We start from the raw sequence: 24,353 nt of genomic DNA, 5'->3' as shown, positions 1-24,353 counted from the left end.
CCTCCTCGGGCTAGCCCTGTAGAGCGAGGATATCGCCTCAGATACTGCGCAAGCTGCACACCGGCAGCGGGGCCACCTTCTCGCGTCCGCCCAGTGCGCCCAATTCCAGCACCACCGCCGCCACCGGCACCTCGGCGCCGCCGGTGACCAGCAGATTGTGTGCCGCCGCAATGGTGCCGCCGGTGGCCAGCACGTCGTCGATGATCACGATCCGCCGGCCGCGCAGGTCGATACCGTCAGCCGGGATCTCCAGCGTCGCCGTGCCGTACTCCAGGTCATAGGTCTGGCTGTGGACCGGCGGCGGCAGCTTGCCGCCCTTGCGGATGGCCAGCACCCCGATGCCCAGGCGGTGCGCCACCGCACCGCCGAGCAGGAACCCGCGCGCATCGATCCCCGCCACCAGGTCGGCGCCGTCGGCGATCTCGGCCAGCGCCGAGGTGACCACGGCGAACCCGTGGGTGTCGGCCAGTACCGGGGTGAGGTCCTTGAACTGGATACCCGGTTCGGGGAAGTCGGGGACCTCCCGGGTCAGGCCGGCGATCACGTCGGCAACGGACTGGCTCGAGCTCACTTCTCGTACACCCATCGGTCCATGTTCCAGCCCGCCCCCCACTTGGTCGGGTTGCCTTCCACGGCATACATCTTCTTCGACGCCATCACCGTGCGGTGCTGACGGTACAGCGGCAGGGTCGGCATGTCTCCCCACAGGATCGGCGAGCTGTCCCCCAGTAACCGGGCCAGCTCCTTGGGATCGGTCGTGACGATCAGCGCGGAGATGATGCCGTCGATCTGCGGGTTGGAGTAGCCCGGCAGATTGTTGCCGTTGCCGCTGAACAGTGTGTAGGCGTCCATCGCCGAGGAGCCGGTGGAACCGCTGCCGGTGGCCCCGCCGGTACTGGCCAGCAGAACATCGATGCCGCCATCGCGTAGCGTCTGCGGCCCGGTGGTGTCCGAGGTGGCGTCGACCACCGTAATACCTGCGGCCGCACAGGATTTGGTGATTGCGCCGACGGTGGCCGCCAGCCGCGGGTTGGGTGCCTGATAGCCGATACGCACGGTCAGCGGCTGACCGTTGAGCGCGGCGCGCGCAGCATCGGCGTTGGCCGCCTCGAACTGGCCCGCGACCGCCGCACCCTCGACGCCGCTGAATGCGTCGTCGTCGGCCGGGTTGAGCCGGGCGTTGGAGATCGGTACCTCGGCATTGAGGGCGATGAGGTCGCGCGGCGTGCACAGCGCCACGGCCCGGCGGGCCGGCGTCGCGGCCAGCGGACCCTGCGCGGCGAAGATCAGTTGTTCGACGCCGCCGGACGGGATCTCCGAGCGGTCGTAGTCGTCCGGGGTGGTCAGCGTGCCCGACGATCCGGTCGCCACGTCGACCACCTGGAACGAACCGTTGTTGAGCCGGTCCTGCACGTCGACCCCACGGGGCCACACTGTGATGCGTTTGGTGATCGGTTTGGCGCCCCACCACCGGTCATTGGCGGTCAGCACCACCGCACCTTCGGGCAGCACCGAGTCGATCTTGTACGGACCCGATGACGGGAACTTCTTGAGGTCCGCACCCTGCATGCCGGGCTTGAGGTCCCAGGTGGTGTTCCAGGCCTGCGCGATGCGGTCGACGGTCGCCGGATCACCGGCCTGCAGGGCTTGGGTGACGCTGAGCCCGAGTTCGTCGTCCAGGACGTGCGACGGCATCAGCGAGGTCGCGGTGAACAGCTGCAGGTAATCCACCACCGCCCGGCCCGGCGCAAAACTCACCCGGGCCTTCTTCTGGCCGGGCTGACACTCGATGCCCTCGATGTCGATGTATCCCGCCCGATTGGCGGCCGAGAACGCCGGGAAGCGGCCGGACTGGGCCGCCCACGCCAGCACCATGTCGTCGCACGTCACTGGTTTGCCGTCGGAGTACACCGCGTTGTCGGCGATCTGGTAGTCCAGCACCAGCGGGTCGCGGCCCACCACCGACACCGAACCGAAGTCGTGGTCGGCCAGCGGCTGCCCGTCCGGGCCGTGAATGGTGAACCCGGTGAGCACACGGGCGAAGGCTTGCGGGCCCGCGGACGCCGCACCGCTGACGGTGTTGGTGTTGTAGCTGATCAGCCTGCCATCGACGGCATAGTTGACCTGGTCGGCTGCGCTGCCCGTGCAAGCCGTCAGCACCCCGGGCGCGAGGATGCTCAAGGCGGCCGCCACCGAGACAGCGGCGGCGCGCCTGCGCCGGAGTGCCATGTCGCGCTAACGCCCGCGGGTGCTGCGCTTGCCCGTCGGCCGCACCGGCCGCGCACCGGGTGCCGGCTTGTTGCCGACCGCCACCGTCACCGGCTCGGACTCGGCACTGTCGGTGACCTCTGCGGTGTCCGCGAAGTTGACGGCCGCCTTGCGCCGATTGAACACGCGTCGGGTGTGGGTGCGGACCTTGTCGGTGCGCTCGCGCATGCTGACCAGCAGCGGGGTGGCGAAGAAGATCGACGAGTAGGTGCCGACGATGACACCGACCAGCTGAACCAGCGCCAGGTCCATCAGCGTGCCGACGCCGAGGAGCCAGACCGCCACCACGATCAGCGCGAGAATCGGCAGCACCGAGATGAGGCTGGTGTTGATCGAGCGCATGAAGGTCTGGTTGACCGCGAGGTTGGCCTGCTCGGCGTAGGTGCGCCGGGTGGTGTGTTCGAAGCCGTGGGTGTTCTCCTCGACCTTGTCGAACACGATGACGGTGTCGTAGAGCGAGAAACCGAGGATGGTCAGCAGGCCGATGACCGTCGCCGGTGTGACCTCGAAGCCGACGATCGAGTACACGCCCGCCGTCACCACGAGGTCGAACACCAGCGTGGTCAACGCCGAGATGGCCATGTACTTCTCGTAGCGGAAGGTGATGTAGATGGCCGCCAGAACCAGGAACACCACCAGGGCGATCAGCGCCTTGTGAGTGATCTGGTCACCCCAGGTGGAGGAAACCGCCGAGTCGCTGATCGCCTTCTCGCTGGGCTGGCCGTCAGAGCCCTTCGGCTTGAAGGCGTCGTAGAGCGCCGTGCGCAGCTTCTCGGTCTCCTGGTTGGTCAGGGTCTCCGAGCGGATCTGGATCGTCGCGGTCGACCCGTTGCCCACCTGAACCACCGATTCGGGGCTCTTACCGAGGGCCTTGCTGAAGACGTCCTCGGCCTGCTGGGTGGTGGCGATGCTGGTGGCGCCGGCCACCGGCATCGAGACCTTGGTGCCGCCTTCGAAGTCGATGCCGAAAGTGAAGCCCTTGACCGCGATGCTGATCACCGCGGCGGCCACGATCAGACCACTGATCGCATACCACATCTTGCGCCTGCCGATGACCTCGAAGGCCCCGGTGCCGGTGTAGAGCCGGACGAAGAAATTGTGCTTCGGCGCGGCCTCGAGGATCGGCGCCTCGACCGCGGTGGACACGGTGTCCTCGACGATGTCGGTGTTGTCGATGTCGTCCTTGGCCATGCGGTTACCCCCGTCCCGTCACAGAAGCGGCAGCGCGACGTTCCCTGGCGATCTGCTGAACAGCCCCGAGACCGTTGAACGCCGGCTTCGCCATCGTCGGCGACTTCGACGCCAGGTAGATCAGCGGCCAGGTCACCAGGAACACCACCACGACGTCGAGGATCGTGGTCAGGCCCAGGGTGAAGGCGAAACCCTTCACCTGACCGACCGCCAGGAAGTAGAGCACCGCGGCGGCCAGGAAGGTCACCGCGTTGCCCGACAGGATCGTCTTGCGGGCACGCGCCCAACCGCGCGGTACCGCCGAGCGGAACGAACGGCCTTCGCGGATCTCGTCCTTGATGCGTTCGAAGAACACCACGAACGAGTCGGCGGTGGTGCCGATACCGATGATCAGACCTGCGATACCGGCCAGGTCCAGGGTGTAGTTGATGTACCTGCCGAGCAGCACCAGGATGCCGAACACCATGGCACCGGAGGCCACCAGCGACAGCGCAGTCAGTATGCCAAGCACCCGGTAGTACAGCAGCGAGTACAGCAGCACCAGCGCCAGGCCGATCGCGCCGGCGATCAGGCCGGCCCGCAGCGATGCCAAGCCCAATGTCGCCGAGACGGTTTCGGCTTCCGAAGACTCGAAGGACAATGGCAGCGACCCGTACTTGAGGACGTTGGCCAGCTGCTTGGCGGTGTCGGCGGTGAACGGCGGGTTGCCGCCGCTGATCTGGGTGCGCCCGCCCGGGATGGCTTCCCGGATCTGCGGCGCGGAGACCACCTGCGAGTCCAGCGTGAACGCCGTCTGGGTGCCGATGTTGGCTGCGGTGAAGTCCGCCCACGTGGTGGCGGCCTGCTCCTTGAATTCCAGGTCGACGACGTAGGCGCCGCTCTGGTTGTCCAGCCCGGAGGTGGCGTTCTTGATCTGGTCGCCGCTGATGATCGACTTGTCCAGTACGTAGACGTACTTGTGGTCTTCCGAACAGGTCACCAGTGGCTTGTCCGGGTCGTCATTGCCGGCCAGGACGTCTTCCTGGTCGCAGCGACCCGCCATGTACTGCACGGCCAGCAGCAGCAGGTTCTGGTTGGAGCTCTGGCGCAGTTCCTTCTCGAACTTGATCCGCGCCGCGAGATCCTTGCGCGGGTCCGGCGGACCGGGCGCGGGGGCCGGCTGGCCAGGAGCGAGAGCAGGCCCGGCGCCCGGCGGTGCGGGCGCGGCGGGCTGACCGGGAGCCGGGGTGGGCTCCGGAGTCGGCTCCAGCGGGAACGGGCGCGGCTGCGGCGCGGGGGCCGAGCCGGTGTCGGGTGCCGGCGCCGCCGGCGGAGCCCCTTCGGGTGCGCCGGGCGCAGGCGGAGCGCCAGGAGCCGGAGCCCCGGGTGCGGGAGCGCCCGCGGGCGGAGCACCCGGCGGCGGTGCGCCCGCGCCCGGACCCTTCCCGGCCTGGGCCTTGATCGCCTCGACCGGGATGGGCTGGCCGATCACCGGACGGATGAACAGCCGCGCGGTCTGACCGAGGTTGCGGGCCTCGTTGCCGTCGTTACCCGGCACCGTGATGACCAGGTTGTCGCCGTCGATCACCACCTCGGAACCCGACACACCCAGGCCGTTCACGCGGGCACTGATGATCTGCTCCGCCTGGTTGAGTGCATCGCGGGTGGGCTTGGAGCCGTCCGGGGTGCGCGCGGTGAGCGTGACGCGGGTACCGCCCTGAAGGTCGATGCCCAGCTTGGGCTTGGCCTGCTTGTCGCCGGTGAGGAAGACGAGCAGGTAGACCCCGATGAGCAGGACCAGGAACAGCGTCAGGTATCGGTACGGATGCACCGGCGCCGAAGACGATGCCACGTTGTTGTCTCTCCTAGGTGTGTGCCGCGATCCGCTCCGCAAGGTCCCTGCGAGATCCGCCGTCGGTTCTCGGTAGAGGGTACGGGGTCAGGCTGGCGATCAGTCTTTGGTCAGGCGGTCCGCGTCGCTTTCAGTGATTTCCGCAGCTCCCGACGCCGAGTCCGCCACATCGGGTGTTTCGGGCTCGATGCGGTCGCGGATCGCGAGCTTCATCCAGGTGGTGACCACGCCGGGAGCGATCTCCAAGTCGACGTAGTCGTCGTTGATACCGGTGATGGTGGCCTTCAGGCCCGAGGTGGTGTGCACATGGTCACCCACGCGCAGCGACTCGTGCAGATCGATGGTGGCCTGCATGGCCTTGCGCTGACGGCGCGAGGCGAACCACATGAACGCGCCCATGATGATGATCAGGGGCAAGAAGACGACTAGATCCATGACAGCACTTTCATATCGGGTGCGGGGACAACGCTCCGGGGCCGACCGGCCTCGGGCCTCATAGCTGACCAGTCTGCCATTGGCTGCCGCGGCCGTGACCGTCACGGTGTTGCTTCGCTCGAACCCATCGCCGACAGAGAATGCAGGGATGGACCTGATCGAGACCCTGCGCAGCACCGGTGCGGTGCGCGATTTCACCGACGAACCGGTCGACGACGCGGTGCTGGCCCGGGTCCTGGACACCGCCCGGTTCGCCCCCAGCGGGGCCAACGCGCAAGCGTGGCGGGTGGTGGTCGTCAAGGATCAGCAGATCCGCTCCCGCCTGCGTGACCTCTACAGTCCCGGCTGGGCCGACTATCTGACCCTGACCGCTGCCGGGCTACGGCCATGGTCGCCGGTCAATGACCGGGCCGCCGAGCGGGAGGCGCTGTCGGCCGGCGCCGGCCACACCGGTGAACCTGGCGGGTTCGCGGCCCACCTCGACACCGTGCCGGTGCTCCTCATGGTGTTCGCCGACCTCGCCCAGCTGGCCGCGGTGGACCGCGATCTGGACCGGTACACGTTCGCCGGTGGCGCCTCGGTCTACCCGTTCGTGTGGAGCCTGCTGCTGGCGGCCCGGGCCGAGGGGCTCGGCGGCGTCCTCACCACGATGCTCATCCGGCAGGAAGACGAGGTGAAGCGGCTGCTCGCCGCTCCCCCGCAGCTCGCTCTGGCCGCTGCCGTCGCGCTCGGCCACCCCGTGCACCAGCCCACGCGGTTGCGCCGCGGATCGGTGGCGTCTTTCACCACCGTGGACCGGGTCGATGGCACACCATTGCCGACCGAGAACAACTGATATCGTTGATAACGGGCGTCAGAACGACGTGATCCATTACCTCTCGGGGCTCTGACACGGGTTTTCAGTTGCGTCGCGTGCACACACCGATAGGCTCTGATCGCCCGCCCGTGCCGCGCCGCATCGCCTAGGAGAACAGCTGTGACCACCCTCGAGCAGAGTCGCAAACTCGTCACCGAGATCCCCGGACCCGCGTCGATCGAACTGTCCAAGCGACGCGTGGCCGCGGTGTCGCACGGGGTCGGCGTCACCATGCCGGTCTTCGCGGCCCGTGCCGGCGGCGGGATCATCGAGGATGTCGACGGCAACCGGCTGATCGATCTCGGCTCGGGCATCGCCGTCACGACCATCGGCAACTCCTCACCCCGGGTCATCGACGCGGTGCGCGCCCAGGTCGCCGACTTCACCCACACCTGCTTCATGGTCACCCCCTATGAGGAGTACGTGGCCGTCGCCGAGCATCTCAACCGGCTCACCCCGGGCTCCTACGAGAAACGTTCGGCGCTGTTCAACTCCGGCGCCGAGGCGGTCGAGAACGCGATCAAGATCGCCCGTGCGTACACCCGCAAGACCGCGGTGGTGGCTTTCGATCACGCCTATCACGGCCGCACCAACCTCACGATGGCGCTGACCGCCAAGTCCATGCCGTACAAGAGTGGCTTCGGGCCGTTCGCACCGGAGATCTACCGGGCCCCGATGTCCTACCCCTACCGGGACGGGCTGATCGACAAGGAATGGGCCACCGACGGTGAACTCGCCGCCGAGCGGGCGCTGACCGTCATCGATAAGCAGATCGGTGCCGCCAACCTGGCGGCAATCATCATCGAGCCCATCCAGGGTGAGGGCGGCTTCATCGTCCCGGCCCCCGGCTTCCTGCCCGCGCTGCGGGCGTGGTGCTCCGACAACGACGTGGTGTTCATCGCCGACGAGGTGCAGTCCGGATTCGCCCGCACCGGCGCGATGTTCGCGTGTGAGGACGAGGGCATCGAGCCCGACCTCATCGTCACCGCGAAGGGCATCGCCGACGGTCTGCCGCTGGCCGCGGTGACCGGGCGCGCCGAGATCATGGACGCGCCGCACGTCTCCGGCCTGGGCGGTACCTACGGCGGTAACCCGGTGGCATGCGCGGCCGCGCTGGCCACCATCGAGACCATCGAACTGGACGGACTTCTGGACCGGGCCAAGCACATCGAGACGGTCATGAAGGACAAGCTCGGCCGGATGCAGGCCGACGACGACCGCATCGGTGACGTCCGCGGCCGCGGTGCGATGATCGCCGTCGAGCTGGTCAAGTCCGGCACCGGCGACCCCAACCCGGAGCTCACCAAAACGCTTGCCGCCAAGGCGCATTCGCAGGGCGTGCTGGTGCTGACGTGTGGCACGTTCGGCAACATCCTGCGGTTCCTGCCGCCGCTGACCATCAGCGACGAGCTGCTGATCGAAGGACTCGACGTGCTGGCCGGCATCCTCGCCGAGATCTAAGCGGCCCGCGGTGACGACCGTCAGGAATTTCATCGGCGGCGAGCTCGTCGACTCGGTCAGCGGTGCCACCATGCCGATCGTCGATCCGTCGACCGGCGACAAGTACGGCACGGCACCGATTTCCAACGAGCAGGACATCGACAACGCCTATGCCGCGGCGGCTGCCGCGTTCGCCGACTGGAAGCGCACCACCCCCTCGCAACGGCAGAAGGCGCTGTTGGGCTTCGCCGACGACGTCGAGAAGGCTGCGGCCGAACTCGTTGCGGCCGAAGGCCGTAACACCGGCAAGCCGAACCACGTCACCGCCGCCGAAGAGATTCCCCCGATGGTCGACCAGATCCGGTTCTTCGCCGGAGCGGCGCGCATCCTGGAGGGAAAGTCGGCCGGCGAATACCTGGCGGACCACACCTCCTGGATCCGCCGCGAGCCGGTCGGGGTGATCGGTCAGGTGGCGCCGTGGAACTACCCGATGATGATGGCGATCTGGAAGTTCTGCCCGGCCATCGCGGCGGGAAACACGGTGGTACTCAAGCCTAGTGACACCACCCCGGTGAGCACGGTGATGCTGGCCGAGATCGCCGCCCGGCATTTTCCGCCCGGGGTACTCAACGTCGTCTGCGGTGACCGGGTCACCGGTGCGGCGGTGGTGGCCCATCCGACTCCGCAGATGGTCTCGATCACCGGGTCGGTGGCGGCCGGACGCGCGGTCGCGGTGAGCGCTGGCGGACACCTCAAGCGCACCCATCTCGAATTGGGCGGCAAGGCGCCGGTCATCGTCTTCGACGACGCCGACATCGCCGCCGCCGCCGAGGGAATCGCCACCGCGGGTTACTTCAACGCCGGACAGGACTGCACCGCAGCCACCCGGGTGCTGGCCCGCGCTGGTGTTGCCGAGGACTTGACCGCCGCGCTGGCCGAACAGGCCGCTAGTGCCACCACCACGTTCGGCCGCTCCCCCGGCGACGAGGACGCCTGGGTGCCGCCGGTGAACAATGCCAACCAGCTGGAACGGGTGATGGGCTTTCTAGCCGACGTGCCGGCACATGCCACCGTTGCCGCCGGTGGAAAGCGCCAGGGCGACAAGGGTTTCTACGTCGAGCCGACCGTGATCGGCGGGTTGCGCCAGCAGGACCGGCACATCCAGGAGGAGATCTTCGGTCCGGTGATCACCGTGCAGTCGTTTTCCGAAGAGGACGAGGCCATCACTTGGGCCAACGGCGTCGAGTACGGCCTGGCCTCCTCGGTGTGGACCAAGGATGTGTCACGGGCCCTGCGGGTCTCGGCTGCTCTGGATTTCGGGTGTGTGTGGATCAACACCCATATCCCGCTGGTGGCTGAGATGCCGCACGGTGGCTACAAGTCCTCCGGGCACGGCAAGGACCTGTCCATGTACGGCTTCGAGGACTACACCCGCATCAAGCACGTCATGGCCTACATCGGATAGCACCCCCGCGAGCAGACGCAAAATCGCACTCCACGGGCCGAATTCGTGCGATTTCGCGTCTGCTCGCGACCGTTATCCGCCGGTCCGCCGCACGGGGTTAGTGCGCGACGGGGGTGCGACGCGACCTGGTCAACCGGTCCCGCCAGTTACGCTCGGGTTCTGGCTCATGCGCCACCGGCTCGGCGGCCACAGGTTCGGTGGCCACCGGCACGCTCGTGGCCATGGGTGTGGGGACCGAACGCTGGGCGTAGCGGACGTCGCGCAGGCTGCGCACCGACAACCGGCCCAGTGCGGCGGCGCCGAGGAAGATGATCAACGCGCCCAGCCCACTGAAGAACGTCAACTCCAGGGCAACCTGGCCGGCCAGCGTCCCGGCCGCCGGCGCCGGGAAGTCACCGAGCCCCCACGGGCCGGCGAACAGTCGGCCGACCACGAACCAGGCGCCGGCCACCACACTGATCCACCCGCCGAGCATCGCGGTGGCCCGGTTGCCCGATGCCAGCAGCAGCAATCCGCCCAGCACGGTCAAGACACCCGGCAGCACCTCCAGCCAGCCCCGGCCAGAGGTCCAGGCCCACGGCGTGTCAGGGTCGTAGGCGAAGTCGAAGTACGGTCCGATGAAGGGGATAAGGGCACCCCACAGCCCGAGCAGAATCAGCAGAAATCCGCTGGCGGCCCCGCGGGTGCGCGGGATGTCGAGCCGGCCGACACGGCTATCTACGTCGTTCATGACGCCTCCTGTGATTGGCCAACGCCGGTGGCGCTGGTGGTGATGCCGGTCGCATACCCGCCCGGTCACGAGCCCTAACGCCGAGAACTGACAGCAACTTCACAGTGGCGACCAGGTGTGGAGCGAGCAGCAGCGGGAATATCGTTAGCCTTGCTAATGTCATACGGGTGGGCGCAACGTGGCGCCCCAACATTTCCGTTACTTGATTGCTTTGGAGACTCGTCGTGCCGCTCGATACCCGCGAAGATCGCTTCACCCACCGAATCAACGACCTCTACGCCCACGACCCGCAGTTCGCCGCCGCGCAGCCACTCCCCGAGGTCAGCGCCGCCGCGGCGGCCCTCCCCCTCCCACAGCTGATCAAGGCCGTGTTCGACGGCTACGCCGAGCGACCTGCGGTGGGCCAGCGCGCCACCCGACTGCACCGCGACGCCGAGACCGGCCGTACCACCCGAGTGCTGGAACCGGCCTTCGAGACGCTGACCTACGCCCAATTGTGGAGTCGCATCGACGCAGTCGCGGGCGCCTGGGCTGCCACGGTGCAGCCGGGTGACCGGGTGGCCGTACTCGGGTTCACCAGCGTCGACTACACCGTCGTCGACCTGGCCCTCTTCCAGCTCGGCGCGGTCGCCGTGCCGCTGCAGACCAGCGCGTCTGCCGCGCAGCTTGCCCCCATCGTCGCCGAGACCGAGCCGACGGTGATCGCCGCCGGTATCGACTATCTGACCGAGGCAACCGAACTCGCGCAGTCCGGTCCGGCTCCGAAAGCCCTGGTGGTGTTCGACTTCCATAGTGACGACGACGAGCATCGCGCGGCTCTCGACGCCACGATCGCGGCACTCGCGGGCACTGGTATCACCGTGACCACGCTGGCCGACGAGATCGGTCGGGGCCTCCGCCACGTCCCCACTGCATGCGCTCCCGATTCGCTGGCGCTGCTGGTGTACACCTCGGGCAGCACCGGAGCGCCCAAGGGCGCTATGTATCTCCAGCGCAAGGTGGCCGACATGTGGACTGCGGCCGCAAAGCAGTGGGACGACGACCACGGTGGCTTCCCGGCGATTGTGCTGAGCTTCATGCCGATGAGCCACGTGATGGGCCGCGGCGCCCTCTACGGTGCGCTGAGCACCGGCGGCACAGTCTATTTCGCTGCCCGTGCCGATCTGTCGACCTTCCTCGACGACCTCGCTCTGGTGCGGCCGACCCAGCTGAGCCTGGTACCCCGAGTGTGGGACATGATCCACCAGGAGGTGCAGCGCGAGGTCGAACGCTCGGAGGCCGACGAGGACGCAGTGCTGGCCGAGAAACGGCGGACCCTGTTGGGTGGCCGGTTCGTCACCGCGATGAGCGGATCGGCGCCGCTGGCACCGGAACTCAAGGCCTGGTTGGAGCGCTTCCTCGACATGCACGTGGGCGAGGGGTTCGGCTCGACCGAGGCAGGCGCGATCTTCGTCGACGGCCAGATCCGGCGGCCCCCGGTCACCGACTACAAGCTTGTCGACGTCCCCGAACTGGGCTACTTCGCCACCGATCTCCCCCACCCGCGCGGTGAGCTGCTGATCAAGTCCGAGCAGCTGTTCCCGGGCTACTACCGCAGGCCCGAAGTCACCGCCGAGGTATTCGACGCCGACGGCTTCTACCGCACCGGTGACATCGTCGCCGAACTCGGACCGGACCGTCTGCAGTACGTCGACCGGCGAAACAACGTGCTCAAGCTTTCTCAGGGCGAGTTCGTCACCGTCTCCAAGCTGGAGGCAGCGTTCACCACCAGTCCGCTGATCGCCCAGATCTACCTGTACGGCAACAGTTCCCGGCCGTATCTGCTGGCGGTGGTGGTCCCCACCGACGAGGCCCGCGCAGGTCGGGACGAGGCCGAACTCAAGTCGGTCATCGCCGAGTCGCTACAGACCGTGGCTCAGAATGCCGACCTGCAGTCCTATGAGATTCCGCGCGACTTCATCATCGAGACAACACCGTTCACCGTGGAGAACGGACTGCTCACCGGAATCCGTAAGTTGGCCTGGCCCCGACTCAAGGAGCGCTACGGCCCGGTACTGGAACAGCTCTACACCGACCTCGCCCGGGCCCAGGCAGACGAGTTGCGGACCATCCGGCTGGCCGGAGCTGACGCCCCGGTGCTGCCCACGCTGATACGCGCTGCCGCGGCCCTGCTGGGCACCGCCTCTGCCGATCTGGCCGCCGACTCCCACTTCACCGATCTCGGCGGAGACTCCTTGTCAGCGCTGACTTTTGGCAATCTTCTCAACGAGATCTTCGCGGTCGAGGTACCAGTCGGCGTGATCGTCAGCCCGGCCAGCGACCTACGATCCCTGGCCGCCTACATCGAGAGTGAACGCGCCTCGGCAAGCACGCGGCCGACGTTCGCCGCGATCCACGGCGCCGACGCCACCGAGGTGCATGCCAAAGACCTTGCGCTGCATCGCTTCCTGGACGCCGACACACTGGCCGCGGCTCCGGCTCTTCCCAGGCCGGCCACCGAGATCCGCACCGTGCTGCTCACCGGCGCGACCGGGTTCCTCGGGCGCTACCTGGCGCTGGAGTGGCTGGAGCGGATGAGCCTGGTCGACGGCAAGGTCATCTGCCTGGTGCGTGGCCGCACCGACGCCGAAGCTCGGGCCCGGCTCGACGCCACCTTCGACAGCGGCGACCCGGCCTTGCTGGCCCGCTATTCACAGCTGGCCGCCGCGCACCTCGAGGTGATCGCCGGCGACAAGGGCGAACAGAACCTGGGGCTCGGCGCACCGACCTGGCAGCGACTGGCCGACACCGTGGACCTGATCGTGGACCCGGCCGCACTCGTCAACCACGTGCTGCCCTACCGTGAACTGTTCGCCCCCAACGCATTAGGAACCGCAGAACTCATCCGCGTCGCGCTGACCACCCGGATCAAGCCGTTCGTCTACGTCTCCACCATCGGCGTCGGGGGCGGCATCGCGCCGGGCCGGTTCGTCGAGGATGCCGACATCCGCGAGATCAGCGCGACCCGCGCCGTGGACGACTCGTATGCCAACGGCTACGGCAACAGCAAGTGGGCCGGTGAGGTGCTGCTGCGCGAGGCGCACGATCTCGCTGGCCTGCCAGTCTCGGTGTTCCGCTGCGACATGATCCTGGCCGACACCTCCTATGCCGGTCAGCTCAACCTGCCCGACATGTTCACCCGGATGATGCTCAGTCTGGTGGCTACCGGCATCGCTCCCACGTCGTTCTACGAACTCGACGCCGAGGGCAACCGCCAGCGCGCCCACTACGACGGACTGCCGGTCGAGTTCATCGCCGAGGCCATCTCGACACTGGGCGCGTCGGTCACCGACGGCTTCGAGACCTACCACGTGATGAATCCCTACGATGACGGCATCGGTCTCGACGAGTTCGTCGACTGGCTGATCGAGGCGGGTTACCCGATCCAGCGGATCGCCGACTACCAGACCTGGCTGCAGCGATTCGAGACCGCGATGCGGGCCATGCCGGAACGGCAGCGGCAGTACTCGTTGCTTCCGCTGCTGCACAACTACCAGCAGCCCGACCGCCCGATACACGGGTCGATGGCTCCCACCGACCGGTTCCGCGCCGCGGTACAGGAAGCGAAGATCGGGCCGGACAAGGACATCCCGCACGTCACCCCGGAGGTAGTGGTGAAGTACGCGACGGATCTTCAGCTGCTCGGGCTCCTGTAGTCCGCTGCACGACATCGTCACCAGGTTGCGATCGAGGATCGACAACCTTGGTGACGATGTCGTTGCACACAGTAGTATTCGTCGGGGCGGTCAACCCTTGGGGTGGGTTGGGGCCGGTTCGGGGAGCAGATGCACAGAGACCTGGGCGTGACCGCCTCGATTCGACAGTGGTGGGCTCAGCCAGATCAGTACAACTGGTTCTCCGAGTATCTCGAGTCCCGCCAGCTCCAGGGCTTCGCGCGGGTCATGGCAGCGTCCACCGTCGCCTTCCTCGGGATCGTGCCGATTGTGATGTTGTGGAGCCCATCGGGCCCGCACGGTCGGGTGGAGATCGCGGGAGCGATCTCGATCTCCGTGCTGTGCGCAGCCGGGGCGGTCCTCTGGCTGGCACGGTGGCCGAGCCAGCGACAGTCAGCACTGTTCGCAATCGGCTCGAATGCCTGCGTCACGACGAGCTGCCTGATCGCCGGAAGCCCGGTGACGGGTCTGCTGGCCTGTACCACCTTCGCGCCACTCGCCGGATATGTGGCGTTGTTCCATTCCAGCCGGCTATTGGCGGTCACCCTGGCCAACGCTGGTCTGACGACGATCCTGGCGGCGGTGCGGGTCGCTGTCGACGGTGATATCGCCTTGGCTCTAGGACATTTCGTCGGCGTTTCCGTCGCCGTGCTGGCGGTGCCGTTCGCCGCCCAGGTGCTGCTGCAGCTCATGACGTTCGATGCGTTGATGTCTCACACCGATCCGCTGACCGGCCTGCGCAACCGACGCGGCTATGACCGCTCGGTGGCCCAGTTGATCGCCGGCACGGGTGGCCCCGCCCCGCAGTGGCTGGCGGTGACGTTGATCGACCTGGATGGCTTCAAACAGATCAACGATCGGCACGGTCACGCGTTCGGCGACGCCGTGCTGATCGCCGTCGCCGACAACCTACGACGGGCCAGCGCCATGAACGCCGTCGTCGCCCGGCTTGGCGGTGAGGAGTTCCTGGTCGCCGAACTCACCGCTCCTGAGGAACCGGCCGCACGCGCCGAACGGCTGCGCACCGCAGTGGCCTCCACCTCCGGTGGGGTGACCGCGAGCCTCGGAGTGGCCTCGCTGATGCTCACCGACGCCGACCGGGGTGCCGCCCAGCAGGTGATCCGCCATCTGGTGGAGGAAGCGGACGCGGCGATGTACGAGGCCAAGCGCGCCGGCGGCGACCAGGTGCGGCATCGGCCCACCCTGAGCCCGCTGACCGGCTGAGGTTTACAGCACTGCGACGGCCAGCAGCACGACGGCGATCAACGGGAACGTACCCTGGGTGATCGCCGCGCGGGCCTTGTCCGGTGACGCGGCAAGCAGCACCACCGCTGCGGCGAGCATCGAACCCACTCCCGCGAACACCAGTGCCGCACCGATGCCTCTATGTCCCATGACGATTGACACGATTCCGACGCCGGCGACGATAGCCAGGAACAGGTTGTAGAAGCCCTGATTGAAGGCCAGCAACTTGGTGGTCTCGGCTTCTTCGGCAGTGGTGCCGAACACCTTCCTGGTGCGCGGAGAGGTCCAGGTCAGTGACTCCATGACGAAGATGTAGACGTGCAGCAGTGCGGCAAGCGCGGCGAAAACCAGTGCGGCAGCAGTCATATGGGGTCCGTTCGTCAGGGCCGTGGTCACTCGAACAGGCCGGGTTGCCCGAGCCCGCTGGCACGCGGCGGTGGCACCATTCCGAGGTGTGTCCAGGCTAGTGGCGTGGCGACCCGGCCGCGGGGTGTTCGCGCGATCATGCCCGCGCGCACCAGGAACGGCTCACAGACCTCCTCGACCGTGGTGGCTTCCTCGCCAACCGCCACCGCCAATGTCGACACTCCCACCGGTCCCCCACCGAAACTCTTGGTCAGCGCGGTGAGCACGGCCCGGTCCAGCCGGTCCAACCCGAGTTCGTCGACGTCGTAGACCGCCAGTGCGGCTTTGGCGATATCGCGGGTGATGACGCCGTCGGCCCGAACTTCGGCGTAGTCCCGCACCCGGCGCAGCAGCCGGTTGGCGATGCGTGGCGTGCCGCGCGATCGGCGGGCGATCTCGGCACCGGCCTCGGCTCCCAGCTCAATGCCCAGGATGCCGGCGGAGCGGCCCAGCACGCGTTCGAGTTCGGGGGGCTCGTAAAAATCCATGTGCGCGGTGAACCCGAACCGGTCGCGCAGCGGGCCGGTCAACGCGCCCGAGCGGGTGGTTGCCCCGACCAGGGTGAACGGCGCCACCTCCAACGGAATCGAGGTCGCCCCAGGGCCTTTGCCCACCACCACGTCGACCCGGAAATCCTCCATCGCCAGGTAGAGCATCTCCTCGGCGGGCCGCGCGATGCGGTGGATCTCGTCGATGAACAACACGTCGTGCTCGACGAGATTGGACAGCATCGCCGCCAGATCGCCGGCCCGCTCCAGCGCCGGGCCCGAGGTGACCCGCAGCGAAGAGCCCAGCTCGGCGGCGATGATCATCGCCAGCGATGTCTTGCCCAGACCAGGCGGACCGGACAGCAGGATGTGATCCGGTGTGCCGCCGCGGTTCTTGGCACCCTCGAGTACCAGTTGCAACTGCTCACGCACCCGGGGCTGGCCGATGAACTCACGCAGAGACCTCGGCCGCAGACTGGCGTCGATATCGCCTTCACCGACGCTGAGCATCGGTGAGACGTCACGCTCGAAGTCCTCGGCGTCGCCCTCGCCCTCGAACCGGCTCACTTGGTCTTCCCGAGCAGCGACAGCGCGGCGCGCAGGGCGTTGGACGTGGTGGCCTCCGGATCACCGGCGAGCACCTTGTCACAGGCCTCCTCGGCTTGTTTGACCGCAAAGCCAAGTCCGACAAGGGCTTCCACCACAGGGCCGCGCACCGCATGCCCGACTGCACTGGCCACCCCCGTCGAACCGGTCACCGGCCCGATCTTGTCACGCAGTTCGAGGACCATCCGCTCGGCGCCGCGCTTGCCGATCCCGGGCACCCGGGTCAGCGCGGTGACGTCACCGTCGGCCAGCGCCTGGCGCAACGCGTTCGCGTCATAGACCGCCAGGGTGGCCAGGGCGATCTTCGGGCCCACCCCCGACACCCCGAGCAGGGTCAGGAACAGATCGCGCGCATCGGCGTCGGCGAATCCGTACAGGGTCTGGGAGTCCTCGCGGACGATCATCGCGGTGATCAGCCGGCTCTCGCTGCCGCGCCGCAGGGTGGCGAGGGTTGACGGGGTGGCCATCACTTTGTAGCCCACGCCTGCCGCTTCGATCACGGCATGGTCGAGGGCGATGTCGATGACCTCACCGCGGACCGAGGCGATCACCTGGCCGCCTTCAGCCGGGCCGCATAGGCACGTTTCTGTTCGGCAGCCATGGCCTCAGCCTTGGCCATCCGGGCGATCATCGGAGCCCGCCAGCAGTGACAGATCGCCAGCGCCAGCGCGTCGGCGGCGTCGGCGGGAGTGGGTTTCTGCTGCAACTGCAGGATCCGGGTGACCATCGTGGTGACCTGGGCCTTGTCGGCCCGGCCGTTCCCGGTGACAGCGGCTTTGACCTCACTGGGAGTGTGGAAGTGGACGTCGATGTCCCGGCGCGCGGCGGCGAGCGCGATCACCCCACCGGCCTGGGCGGTCCCCATTGCGGTGTTCGCGTTCTGGTTGGCGAACACCCGCTCGATGGCGATCACGTCGGGATGATGGGTGTCCATCCAGTGCTCGACGGTGTCGCTGATGGTCAACAGCCGCCGTTGCAGCGGCTGGTCGGCCGGGGTGCGCACCACGTCGACGTCCAGGGCGATCACCTGTCTGCCGCCGCGCCCCTCGATCACCGAGAGCCCGCAGCGCGTCAGCCCTGGGTCGACACCCATTACCCGCACGGATCGCCTTTCGCCTACGAACAGCTGTTCGATACCTTAGCGGTTGCGACCGACGCCGCCTGGTAGCGACATGCCCCTCAGCGTTCGAGTGCGACTGCGGTCAGCGCCGGGTCCGAACTGCCGTCGGAGCGGCCCGGCACGCCCCGCCAGGTCAGCGCCGCGACGGCCAGCACGATCAGCACTACGCCGGAAGTGACCGCGAACGGCAGCCAGACGGAGTGGGCGAACAGCGCCCCGGCCACGCCTGCCCCCACCGAGATGGCCGTCATCTCGCTGACGCCGAACAAGGATTGCGCCTGGCCGGAAAGGTCGGCCGGGACGCTGCGGGACAGTAGGGACAACGCGGCCGGATAGGCCACCGTGAAACCGGCGGCCTCGAACGCTCCGAGTGCCATCAGCAACACCGGGCTGTCGAGGAACGGGTAGATCGTCAAAAAGGCCGCCGACAGCACCAGGGCCGCCAGAGCCAACACCCGTTGGTCGTACCGATCGACCAGGCGGCCCGAGAACGGCGCGACAACGATGAACGGGACGGCGTAGGCGGCGAAGGACAATCCGATCTGGAAGTTGGAGGCTCCCTTGCTCTGCAACAGCAGCGACCAGCACGCCTCGTACACTCCCGCGCACAGTCCGCCGGCCGCCCCGGCCAGCATCGAACCCTGCAGTCCGCGGCGGCGCAGCAGATCCGCGACCGTCACCGAACTCGCTGACCCCGAGTCACTTTCGTGGTCGACGACCCTGGTGGACACCATCGGCAGACAGGCCAGTACCGAACACACCGCGGTCCCGATGAACATGGCGCCGACGTGTCGCTCGGGCACAAGGCTGCCCACCACCGGACCGATCGCCATGCCGGCCAGTTCGCTGGAGTACAGCCAGGCGAACCCCACGCCGCGCCGGTCCGGGGCGATACAGCGACCCACCATGCTCAGCGCCGCCACGCGCACCGCGCCGGACCCGACGCCCTGCAACCCGCGCAGTACCGCATAAGTCGCGCCAGCATCCACCAGAACGAATGCCACGCTGGCGGCCCCGTAGAGCAGCAGGCCGACGACGATCACGGGGCGGTGACCCCACCGGTCGGCCGACCACCCGCTCGGATACTGCGACACCACGGCCCCGGCGAAGTAGGCGCCCATGACGATGCCGACAGTGCCGACCGACACCTGCTGGTGGACGAGGAACAACGGAAGGATCGGCAGGATCGCGGTGGCCCCGAGGAACTGGAGCCCCATGGTGGCGGACAGACTGGCCAGCAGCAGCCGCTCGGACCGCACACCGTCAGTAGACGACGGCACCGGACTCCGCTTCAGGGCTGCCGTGCCGGCGCGCCTCGGCCATCATGTCGGCCATCCGCTCCCTCGACGCCGTCCAGCCCGTGACCTTCTCCCGGTGGATCTCGTCACCCTTGCGTTTGACCACGATGGTCCACGGCGCGCCGAGAAATCGGGCGAGCACCCAGAACGGCCAGACCACGACCAGGGGCAGGGTCAGCAGCATGCCCAGCGCGAACAGTCCGCCCCATTCGGGCAACTCGAGCAACCACGTGCCGAACGGCCACCAGACGCGACGAACCGTCCACCGGGTGTTGGTGGCATCGCGGACCGCGGGCATCGCAGTCGTCAGTCCTCTTCGAGCTGGGCCGCGACGTCGTCGGGGATGTCGATGTTGGTGTAGACATCCTGAACGTCGTCGCTGTCCTCGAGCGCATCGACGAGCTTGAACACCTTGCGGGCGGCTTCGAGGTCGACGGGCACGGTCACCGATGGCTGGAAGCTGGCCTCCGCCGAGTCGTAGTCGATGCCGGCGTCCTGCAGCGCAGTGCGCACGGCCACCAGGTCGGTGGGTTCGGAGATGATCTCGAAGCTGTCACCGAGGTCATTGACCTCCTCGGCCCCGGCCTCGAGGACCGCCAGCAGGACGTCGTCCTCGGTCAGACCGTTCTTCTCCAGCGTCACCACACCCTTGCGGGAAAACAGGTAGGACACCGAGCCCGGGTCGGCCATGTTGCCGCCGTTGCGGGTCATCGCCACCCGCACCTCACCTGCGGCGCGGTTCCGGTTATCGGTCAGGCACTCGATGAGCACCGCGACACCGTTGGGTCCGTACCCCTCGTAGGTGATGTTCTGCCAGTCGGCGCCACCGGCCTCTTCACCGGCGCCGCGTTTGCGAGCCCGCTCGATGTTGTCGTTGGGCACCGAGGACTTCTTCGCCTTCTGGATGGCGTCATAGAGGGTCGGATTGCCGGCCGGGTCCCCTCCGCCGACGCGGGCGGCGACCTCGATGTTCTTGATCAACTTTGCGAACATCTTGCCGCGTTTGGCGTCGATGACGGCTTTCTTGTGCTTGGTGGTGGCCCACTTGGAATGGCCGCTCATCGGGATCTTCTCCGTAGTTCGAGTTCTGCCGTAACCCGACGAGTCTACTGGCCCGCACACCTGGGCATCCGCGGCGCGTCCGGCACGCCGGCCCCGGGCGCAGGTATGCCAGCGGGAAATCTGGGCGGCTACCGGTACCTGGCGTCGTAGCTGCGTCGGCGCCGTGCGTCCGTCACCTGGTCTCGCTCGGCCATAACGCGCTCCAGCGTGCCCGGCGGATACCCGTGCTTGCGCAGTCGATGTTCGGCGCTCTGGTCGATGTAGGCCGCGGCATAGATCATCGCGATGCAGGCGCCGCCGAGAACAGCCGTCGCCGCAATCCAGGCGGGTCTGGTGAACAGCAGACCGCACACCGCCAGGGGCAGCAGGGTCATCAGGGTTCTGGCAGCCTGTCGCCACCACCGACTGCGTGCGGTCACGTCGTGCAGCACCCACTGCTGATAGCGCGGCCCGAGTGTGCCCCCGTAGGCGTACCACAACCACCGCACCGGATCCGGGCGTTGAAATGACTTGTCACTCATCAACATTGTTCATCCATCTCTGTCCGCCGGGCATGCCGGCGCAACCGTCGAATGTCACACCTCGGGAAGGGCGCCGGCGGCTAGTGCCGCCGCATTGATCCGGTGCAGCACATCGCGCAGGTTCTCCAATTCGGCGAGATCCACGCCCAGGCGTTCGACCACTGCTGCCGGGACGGCCAGCGCACGCTGTCGCAGGGCCCGGCCCTCGTCGGTCAGCGTGATCACGGTGGCGCGCTCATCGACGGCACTGCGTTGCCGCCGAACCAGTCCCATGGCCTCCAGCCGTTTGAGCATGGGCGAGAGTGTCGCCGATTCCAGCTGCAGGGCCGAGGCGATTTCTTTGACAGAAAGGTCCTCTGCCGCAACCGGATCACGGACGTGATCCCAGAGGGCCAACATGACCAGGTACTGCGGATGGGTCAGGCCGAGCGGTTCCAGGATCGGCCGGTACACCGCCAGGACGGCCCGGTTTGTCACCGCCAGCGCGAAGCAGACCTGCTGCTCGAGCGCCAGCGGATCGGCCGGCGTGTTAGTCACACGAAAGATAGTACCCTAATAGTTAGGGTACTAATTACCCGCCTCAGTCGGGACGGCCGGCCGCTCAGCGTTGCGCAGTCACCGATTCGGTGTCGGTGTCCGACCAGAAACTTCCCCAGGTCGGGAACGCATGCGGCAGGGCGGGTTTGACGTCGCGATGCCAGTCCACGAAGCCCTGCGCCTCCTGCGGCCGGCTGAGCTGGTCGGCGGTGTACCAGTGCTGTTCGAGACGTCGCTGGAAGAACCACTGCCCGTCGATCTTGGCGTAGCGGTCGTCATAGCAGATCGCCATGACCTCCCACTTGTCGCCGACCTCATGCTCGGCTCGGCAATACGTCTTGCCGCGGGCCGTTCTGTCGTCGATCAGTTCGATCCGATGGCCACAGATCAGGTGTATCGAGCGATAGAAGGTCTTCACTTGAGGAGTGATGAACTCGCGCAACGCTTCCCGCCCGCGGCCATGCCTGCCGCAGTCGACATCGGGAACGAACAATCCCACCCAGGCGTCGATGTCGCGCCCGTCGACAGCGAGCGCATACCGGATCGGCAGCTGCCCGATAGCGAGCCGGTCCTCGATCGCGGTGAGGCGGGAAACTATGTCGTCCTGGGGCATCCGTTCTCCTTGGAACTACGACACGATCAGCCGTGGGCCATCAGTTCGGCCACATCGGCGGCGTACGGAGCATGCGACAGTATGCCGCCGTCGACGCAGAGCACCTGACCGGTGATGAAGGAGGACTTCTCCGAGGCCAGGAACACCGCGGCGTTGGCGATGTCCTGGGGAGTACCGAGACGTCCCGTGACATGCTGGCGAACCATGATGTCGCGCATCGGGCCGGCCGCCCACGTCTGTTCGGTTGCCGGGGTGACGATGAGCCCGGGAGCGATCGCATTGCACCGCACGCCCCGGGAGCCGAACTCGAGAGCGGCGTAGGTGGTCATCCGGATGATCGCCGCTTTCGATGCGCCATAGGCGGGATGGCCGATGTCACCGGTCAGCCCGGCTCCGGAAGCGGTGTTGACGATCGCTCCGCCACCTCGTTCGATGAGGCGCGGCACCCCGGCCCGGATACAGGCCATGGTGCCGGTGACGTTGATGCGAAGCGATTCGTTCCAGACATGGTGATCGGCCAGGGCGATCGGCAGGTCACGTTCGGCGGCCAGATGCGTTGCGGCTGCATTGTTGAACAACACGTCGATTCCGCCGAAGGCAGCCTCGGCCGATGCCATCAGCGCTTCGATCGAGTCCACGTCCGCCAAGTCGAAACCCACGCCAATCGCCTGCCCACCATTGGCCCGAATCGACTCGGCAACTGTGTGGGCAGCAACGTCGTTGAGGTCGGCGACGACCACGGCAGACCCCTCGGCGGCGAACATCTCCGCGGCGACTGCGCCGATACCGCTGCCCGCACCGGTGACGATGGAGACTTTTCCTTGCAGGTCCGCCATTTTCTCCCCTGATCGGTTAGGTGATCGTCAGTTTCAGTACCGCATATGGGTTCCGGCGGCCACATTCAGCACCTCGCCGGTCGTCGCACGGGATCGATCGGACAGTAGGTACACCGCTGCTTCCACGATGTCCTGGACGTCTGCCACCCGTCCCAGCGGCGACTTGGGCAATTCGAGATCGAGGAGTTCCGGGTGGAGCTCGTCGATGAACCGGGTCCCGGTCACCACGCCCATCGTCAACGTGTTGGCCCGAATCCCGAAGGGACCACCCTCGTGAGCGCAGCACCGGGTCAGGACATTGAGCCCACCCTTGGACACCGCGTATGGCGTCTCCATGCCCGCACCCCCGACATCGGGTGCATAGCTGGACACATTGAGGATGACACCCCCCGTCCCGGCGTCGCGCATCTGCGTCATCGCCAACTTGGACAGCATCCACGGCCCGTCGAGGTTGACGGCCATGATGCGGTCCCAGTCGTCGGGGTCGTAGTCGAAGATCGAGCCGAGAACGTTCTGCGCAGCGTTGTTGACCAGGATGGTGATCGGTCCGACTTCGCGAGCCACCCAGGCACACACGTCTTCGACCTGCTCGCGGACGCCGACATCGAGCGGACGACCGAACACCGGCCGGCCGAGCTGGGCGGTGAGATCGGCTGCCACCTGCTCGGTGCGTCCCGGGTGGTAATCGGTGACAACCACCGTGGCACCGTCGCGCGCGAGCCGGGTGGCGATCTCGCGCCCGATACCGCGGCCGGCGGCCGCCGTCACAAGGGCTACCCGTCCACTGAATTCACCATCGGCCGCCATGCCGCTCCTCGCCCGTCTCCACCGAAGTCTCTCATCAATAAGATAGATGATTAAGTTCTTTGGCGGAAGAGCAGCTGGCAGGCCGGCTAGGAGAGCACCTCGACCAAGGTGGAATCGGCATCGCCGACCATGTACTGCTCGACGTTGCCGAGGTGTTTGCGCCAATGCCGTTGAGCACCCTCGGTATCGCCCGCTGCCAACAGCGCGACCAACTTGCTGTAGGCCTTCATGGCGACCCTGTTGACTGGCAATCCGACCTCATGGGTGGCCATGAAGATCTTGTTGTGAGCGTCGATGATCTCGAACAGCATCGCGCCCAGCAGGCTCAGCGTGGTGCTGCCTGGGGCGTTCACGACCGCAAGGTGGAATCCGACACTGAACTCCGCGAATTTTTCCTCGTCCGGGCTCGTCAGGAACTGCTGGCCCTCCTCAAGCCTGGATTCGAGGTCGCGAAGCACTGCTTTTCGTCGGCTCGCGCCGATCATGCCGACGGCCGACACCTCGATCTCGGTACGCGCCTGGTAGAGGTCGCTGAGTGGGACGCCCTGATATTGCAGGAGGATTCCCATGTAGCGGGCTGCCACTGCACCGTCGGGTTGAAGAACCCGGCCGCCGCCGCGAGCACCCCGCTGCACGGTGATGATGGATTCCGATTCCAGGATCCGGAACGCTTCACGCAGTGTCGGACGCGATACGCCGAACTCCTGCATCAGGACGACTTCGCTGGGCAGCAGGTCCCCCGAACCGAGCTCCCCGGTGATGATTCGGCGCCGGAGATTGGCTGCCACCAGCTCGCTGGCTTTGGGCACTTTCACCAGCATCGACTTCGCCACGGTGATGGCCTTGATCCTCTCGTCCAGGTAGTGCGCAGTGCTTGAACGAGCAT

Annotated in this window: 24 protein-coding genes; 5 read left to right on the top strand and 19 right to left on the bottom strand. The window is 67.1% G+C overall.

The annotated features are described in order from the left end of the window. Positions 1-37 precede the first annotated feature (37 nt). From G6N35_RS04495 to yajC, 5 genes are all read right to left on the bottom strand, one after another. Entirely contained in the window at positions 38-586 is a 549-nt protein-coding gene (locus G6N35_RS04495) for an adenine phosphoribosyltransferase (protein ID WP_163803164.1), read from the bottom strand. Beyond that, positions 568-2,229, bottom strand: coding sequence for an ABC transporter substrate-binding protein (locus tag G6N35_RS04490; RefSeq protein ID WP_163803163.1), 1,662 nt, complete (start codon positions 2,227-2,229; stop codon positions 568-570). The genes G6N35_RS04495 and G6N35_RS04490 overlap by 19 nt, the downstream gene beginning before the upstream one ends. A gap of 6 nt (positions 2,230-2,235) precedes the next feature. Then, entirely contained in the window at positions 2,236-3,459 is a 1,224-nt protein-coding gene (secF, locus tag G6N35_RS04485; RefSeq protein ID WP_163803162.1) for a protein translocase subunit SecF, read from the bottom strand. Positions 3,460-3,463: 4 nt separating this feature from the next. Further along, positions 3,464-5,290, bottom strand: a complete 1,827-nt coding sequence (secD, locus tag G6N35_RS04480; protein WP_163803161.1) for a protein translocase subunit SecD — start codon at positions 5,288-5,290, stop codon at positions 3,464-3,466. A 99-nt stretch (positions 5,291-5,389) separates the two neighbouring features. Next, complete coding sequence (yajC, locus tag G6N35_RS04475) at positions 5,390-5,725, bottom strand: preprotein translocase subunit YajC (protein ID WP_163803160.1); 336 nt, start codon at positions 5,723-5,725, stop codon at positions 5,390-5,392. A 148-nt stretch (positions 5,726-5,873) separates the two neighbouring features. Between yajC and G6N35_RS04470 the strand changes: the two genes are divergently transcribed. The 3 genes from G6N35_RS04470 (at position 5,874) to G6N35_RS04460 (ending at position 9,486) form a co-directional block, all read left to right on the top strand. Continuing rightward, positions 5,874-6,560 carry a nitroreductase family protein gene (locus tag G6N35_RS04470; RefSeq protein WP_163803159.1) on the top strand — a complete coding sequence of 229 codons (687 nt, stop codon included), beginning with the start codon at positions 5,874-5,876 and terminating at the stop codon, positions 6,558-6,560. Positions 6,561-6,701: 141 nt separating this feature from the next. Then, entirely contained in the window at positions 6,702-8,042 is a 1,341-nt protein-coding gene (gabT, locus tag G6N35_RS04465; RefSeq protein ID WP_163803158.1) for a 4-aminobutyrate--2-oxoglutarate transaminase, read from the top strand. Positions 8,043-8,052: 10 nt separating this feature from the next. Next, entirely contained in the window at positions 8,053-9,486 is a 1,434-nt protein-coding gene (locus G6N35_RS04460; RefSeq protein WP_163803157.1) for an aminobutyraldehyde dehydrogenase, read from the top strand. 97 nt (positions 9,487-9,583) lie between these two features. On the opposite strand, the gene G6N35_RS04455 is transcribed toward G6N35_RS04460, so the two are convergent. Next, complete coding sequence (locus tag G6N35_RS04455) at positions 9,584-10,216, bottom strand: hypothetical protein (protein ID WP_163803156.1); 633 nt, start codon at positions 10,214-10,216, stop codon at positions 9,584-9,586. Positions 10,217-10,440: 224 nt separating this feature from the next. Between G6N35_RS04455 and car the strand changes: the two genes are divergently transcribed. Both car and G6N35_RS04445 read left to right on the top strand, forming a co-directional pair. Further along, positions 10,441-13,911: a carboxylic acid reductase gene (gene car / locus G6N35_RS04450; RefSeq protein WP_163803155.1), complete on the top strand. Its 3,471-nt coding sequence runs from the start codon at positions 10,441-10,443 to the stop codon at positions 13,909-13,911. A 129-nt stretch (positions 13,912-14,040) separates the two neighbouring features. Next, a complete protein-coding gene (locus G6N35_RS04445; RefSeq protein ID WP_163803154.1) occupies positions 14,041-15,153 on the top strand; it encodes a GGDEF domain-containing protein in 1,113 nt (370 codons plus the stop codon). A gap of 3 nt (positions 15,154-15,156) precedes the next feature. On the opposite strand, the gene G6N35_RS04440 is transcribed toward G6N35_RS04445, so the two are convergent. The 13 genes from G6N35_RS04440 to G6N35_RS04380 all read right to left on the bottom strand — a co-directional run bounded on the left by G6N35_RS04440 (position 15,157) and on the right by G6N35_RS04380 (position 24,300). Next, positions 15,157-15,540, bottom strand: a complete 384-nt coding sequence (locus tag G6N35_RS04440; RefSeq protein WP_163803153.1) for a DUF1304 domain-containing protein — start codon at positions 15,538-15,540, stop codon at positions 15,157-15,159. A gap of 26 nt (positions 15,541-15,566) precedes the next feature. After that, the gene (ruvB, locus tag G6N35_RS04435) at positions 15,567-16,577 is read right to left on the bottom strand and encodes a Holliday junction branch migration DNA helicase RuvB (protein ID WP_246224547.1); all 1,011 of its coding nucleotides are present in this window, start codon (positions 16,575-16,577) and stop codon (positions 15,567-15,569) included. A 53-nt stretch (positions 16,578-16,630) separates the two neighbouring features. Then, positions 16,631-17,224 carry a Holliday junction branch migration protein RuvA gene (ruvA, locus tag G6N35_RS04430; protein ID WP_163803151.1) on the bottom strand — a complete coding sequence of 198 codons (594 nt, stop codon included), beginning with the start codon at positions 17,222-17,224 and terminating at the stop codon, positions 16,631-16,633. Beyond that, positions 17,221-17,775: a crossover junction endodeoxyribonuclease RuvC gene (ruvC, locus tag G6N35_RS04425; RefSeq protein ID WP_163803150.1), complete on the bottom strand. Its 555-nt coding sequence runs from the start codon at positions 17,773-17,775 to the stop codon at positions 17,221-17,223. Before ruvC ends, ruvA begins: the two co-directional genes overlap by 4 nt. A 77-nt stretch (positions 17,776-17,852) precedes the next feature. Next, positions 17,853-19,073 (bottom strand): MFS transporter, encoded by a 1,221-nt coding sequence (locus G6N35_RS04420; RefSeq protein ID WP_163803149.1) that lies wholly within the window; start codon positions 19,071-19,073, stop codon positions 17,853-17,855. Next, positions 19,057-19,389, bottom strand: a complete 333-nt coding sequence (locus tag G6N35_RS04415; RefSeq protein ID WP_163803148.1) for a hypothetical protein — start codon at positions 19,387-19,389, stop codon at positions 19,057-19,059. Before G6N35_RS04415 ends, G6N35_RS04420 begins: the two co-directional genes overlap by 17 nt. 8 nt (positions 19,390-19,397) lie before the next feature. Further along, positions 19,398-20,153 carry a YebC/PmpR family DNA-binding transcriptional regulator gene (locus tag G6N35_RS04410; protein ID WP_163803147.1) on the bottom strand — a complete coding sequence of 252 codons (756 nt, stop codon included), beginning with the start codon at positions 20,151-20,153 and terminating at the stop codon, positions 19,398-19,400. Positions 20,154-20,281: 128 nt separating this feature from the next. Then, entirely contained in the window at positions 20,282-20,674 is a 393-nt protein-coding gene (locus G6N35_RS04405) for a DUF5313 family protein (RefSeq protein WP_163803146.1), read from the bottom strand. 54 nt (positions 20,675-20,728) lie between these two features. Then, positions 20,729-21,211 (bottom strand): MarR family winged helix-turn-helix transcriptional regulator, encoded by a 483-nt coding sequence (locus tag G6N35_RS04400; RefSeq protein WP_163803145.1) that lies wholly within the window; start codon positions 21,209-21,211, stop codon positions 20,729-20,731. Positions 21,212-21,275: 64 nt separating this feature from the next. Further along, positions 21,276-21,824 carry a nuclear transport factor 2 family protein gene (locus G6N35_RS04395; protein ID WP_163803144.1) on the bottom strand — a complete coding sequence of 183 codons (549 nt, stop codon included), beginning with the start codon at positions 21,822-21,824 and terminating at the stop codon, positions 21,276-21,278. Positions 21,825-21,850: 26 nt separating this feature from the next. Further along, positions 21,851-22,660, bottom strand: a complete 810-nt coding sequence (locus G6N35_RS04390) for an SDR family NAD(P)-dependent oxidoreductase (protein WP_163803143.1) — start codon at positions 22,658-22,660, stop codon at positions 21,851-21,853. Positions 22,661-22,693: 33 nt separating this feature from the next. After that, positions 22,694-23,467: an SDR family NAD(P)-dependent oxidoreductase gene (locus G6N35_RS04385; protein WP_163803142.1), complete on the bottom strand. Its 774-nt coding sequence runs from the start codon at positions 23,465-23,467 to the stop codon at positions 22,694-22,696. A gap of 86 nt (positions 23,468-23,553) precedes the next feature. Further along, complete coding sequence (locus G6N35_RS04380) at positions 23,554-24,300, bottom strand: FadR/GntR family transcriptional regulator (protein WP_246224207.1); 747 nt, start codon at positions 24,298-24,300, stop codon at positions 23,554-23,556. Positions 24,301-24,353: the final 53 nt, after the last annotated feature.

This window comes from Mycolicibacterium anyangense, from assembly GCF_010731855.1.
Taxonomy (GTDB): Bacteria; Actinomycetota; Actinomycetes; order Mycobacteriales; family Mycobacteriaceae; genus Mycobacterium; species Mycobacterium anyangense.
The sequence above is the reverse complement of the archived record's forward strand: the minus strand, read 5'-3'. Positions and strand labels throughout refer to the sequence as shown.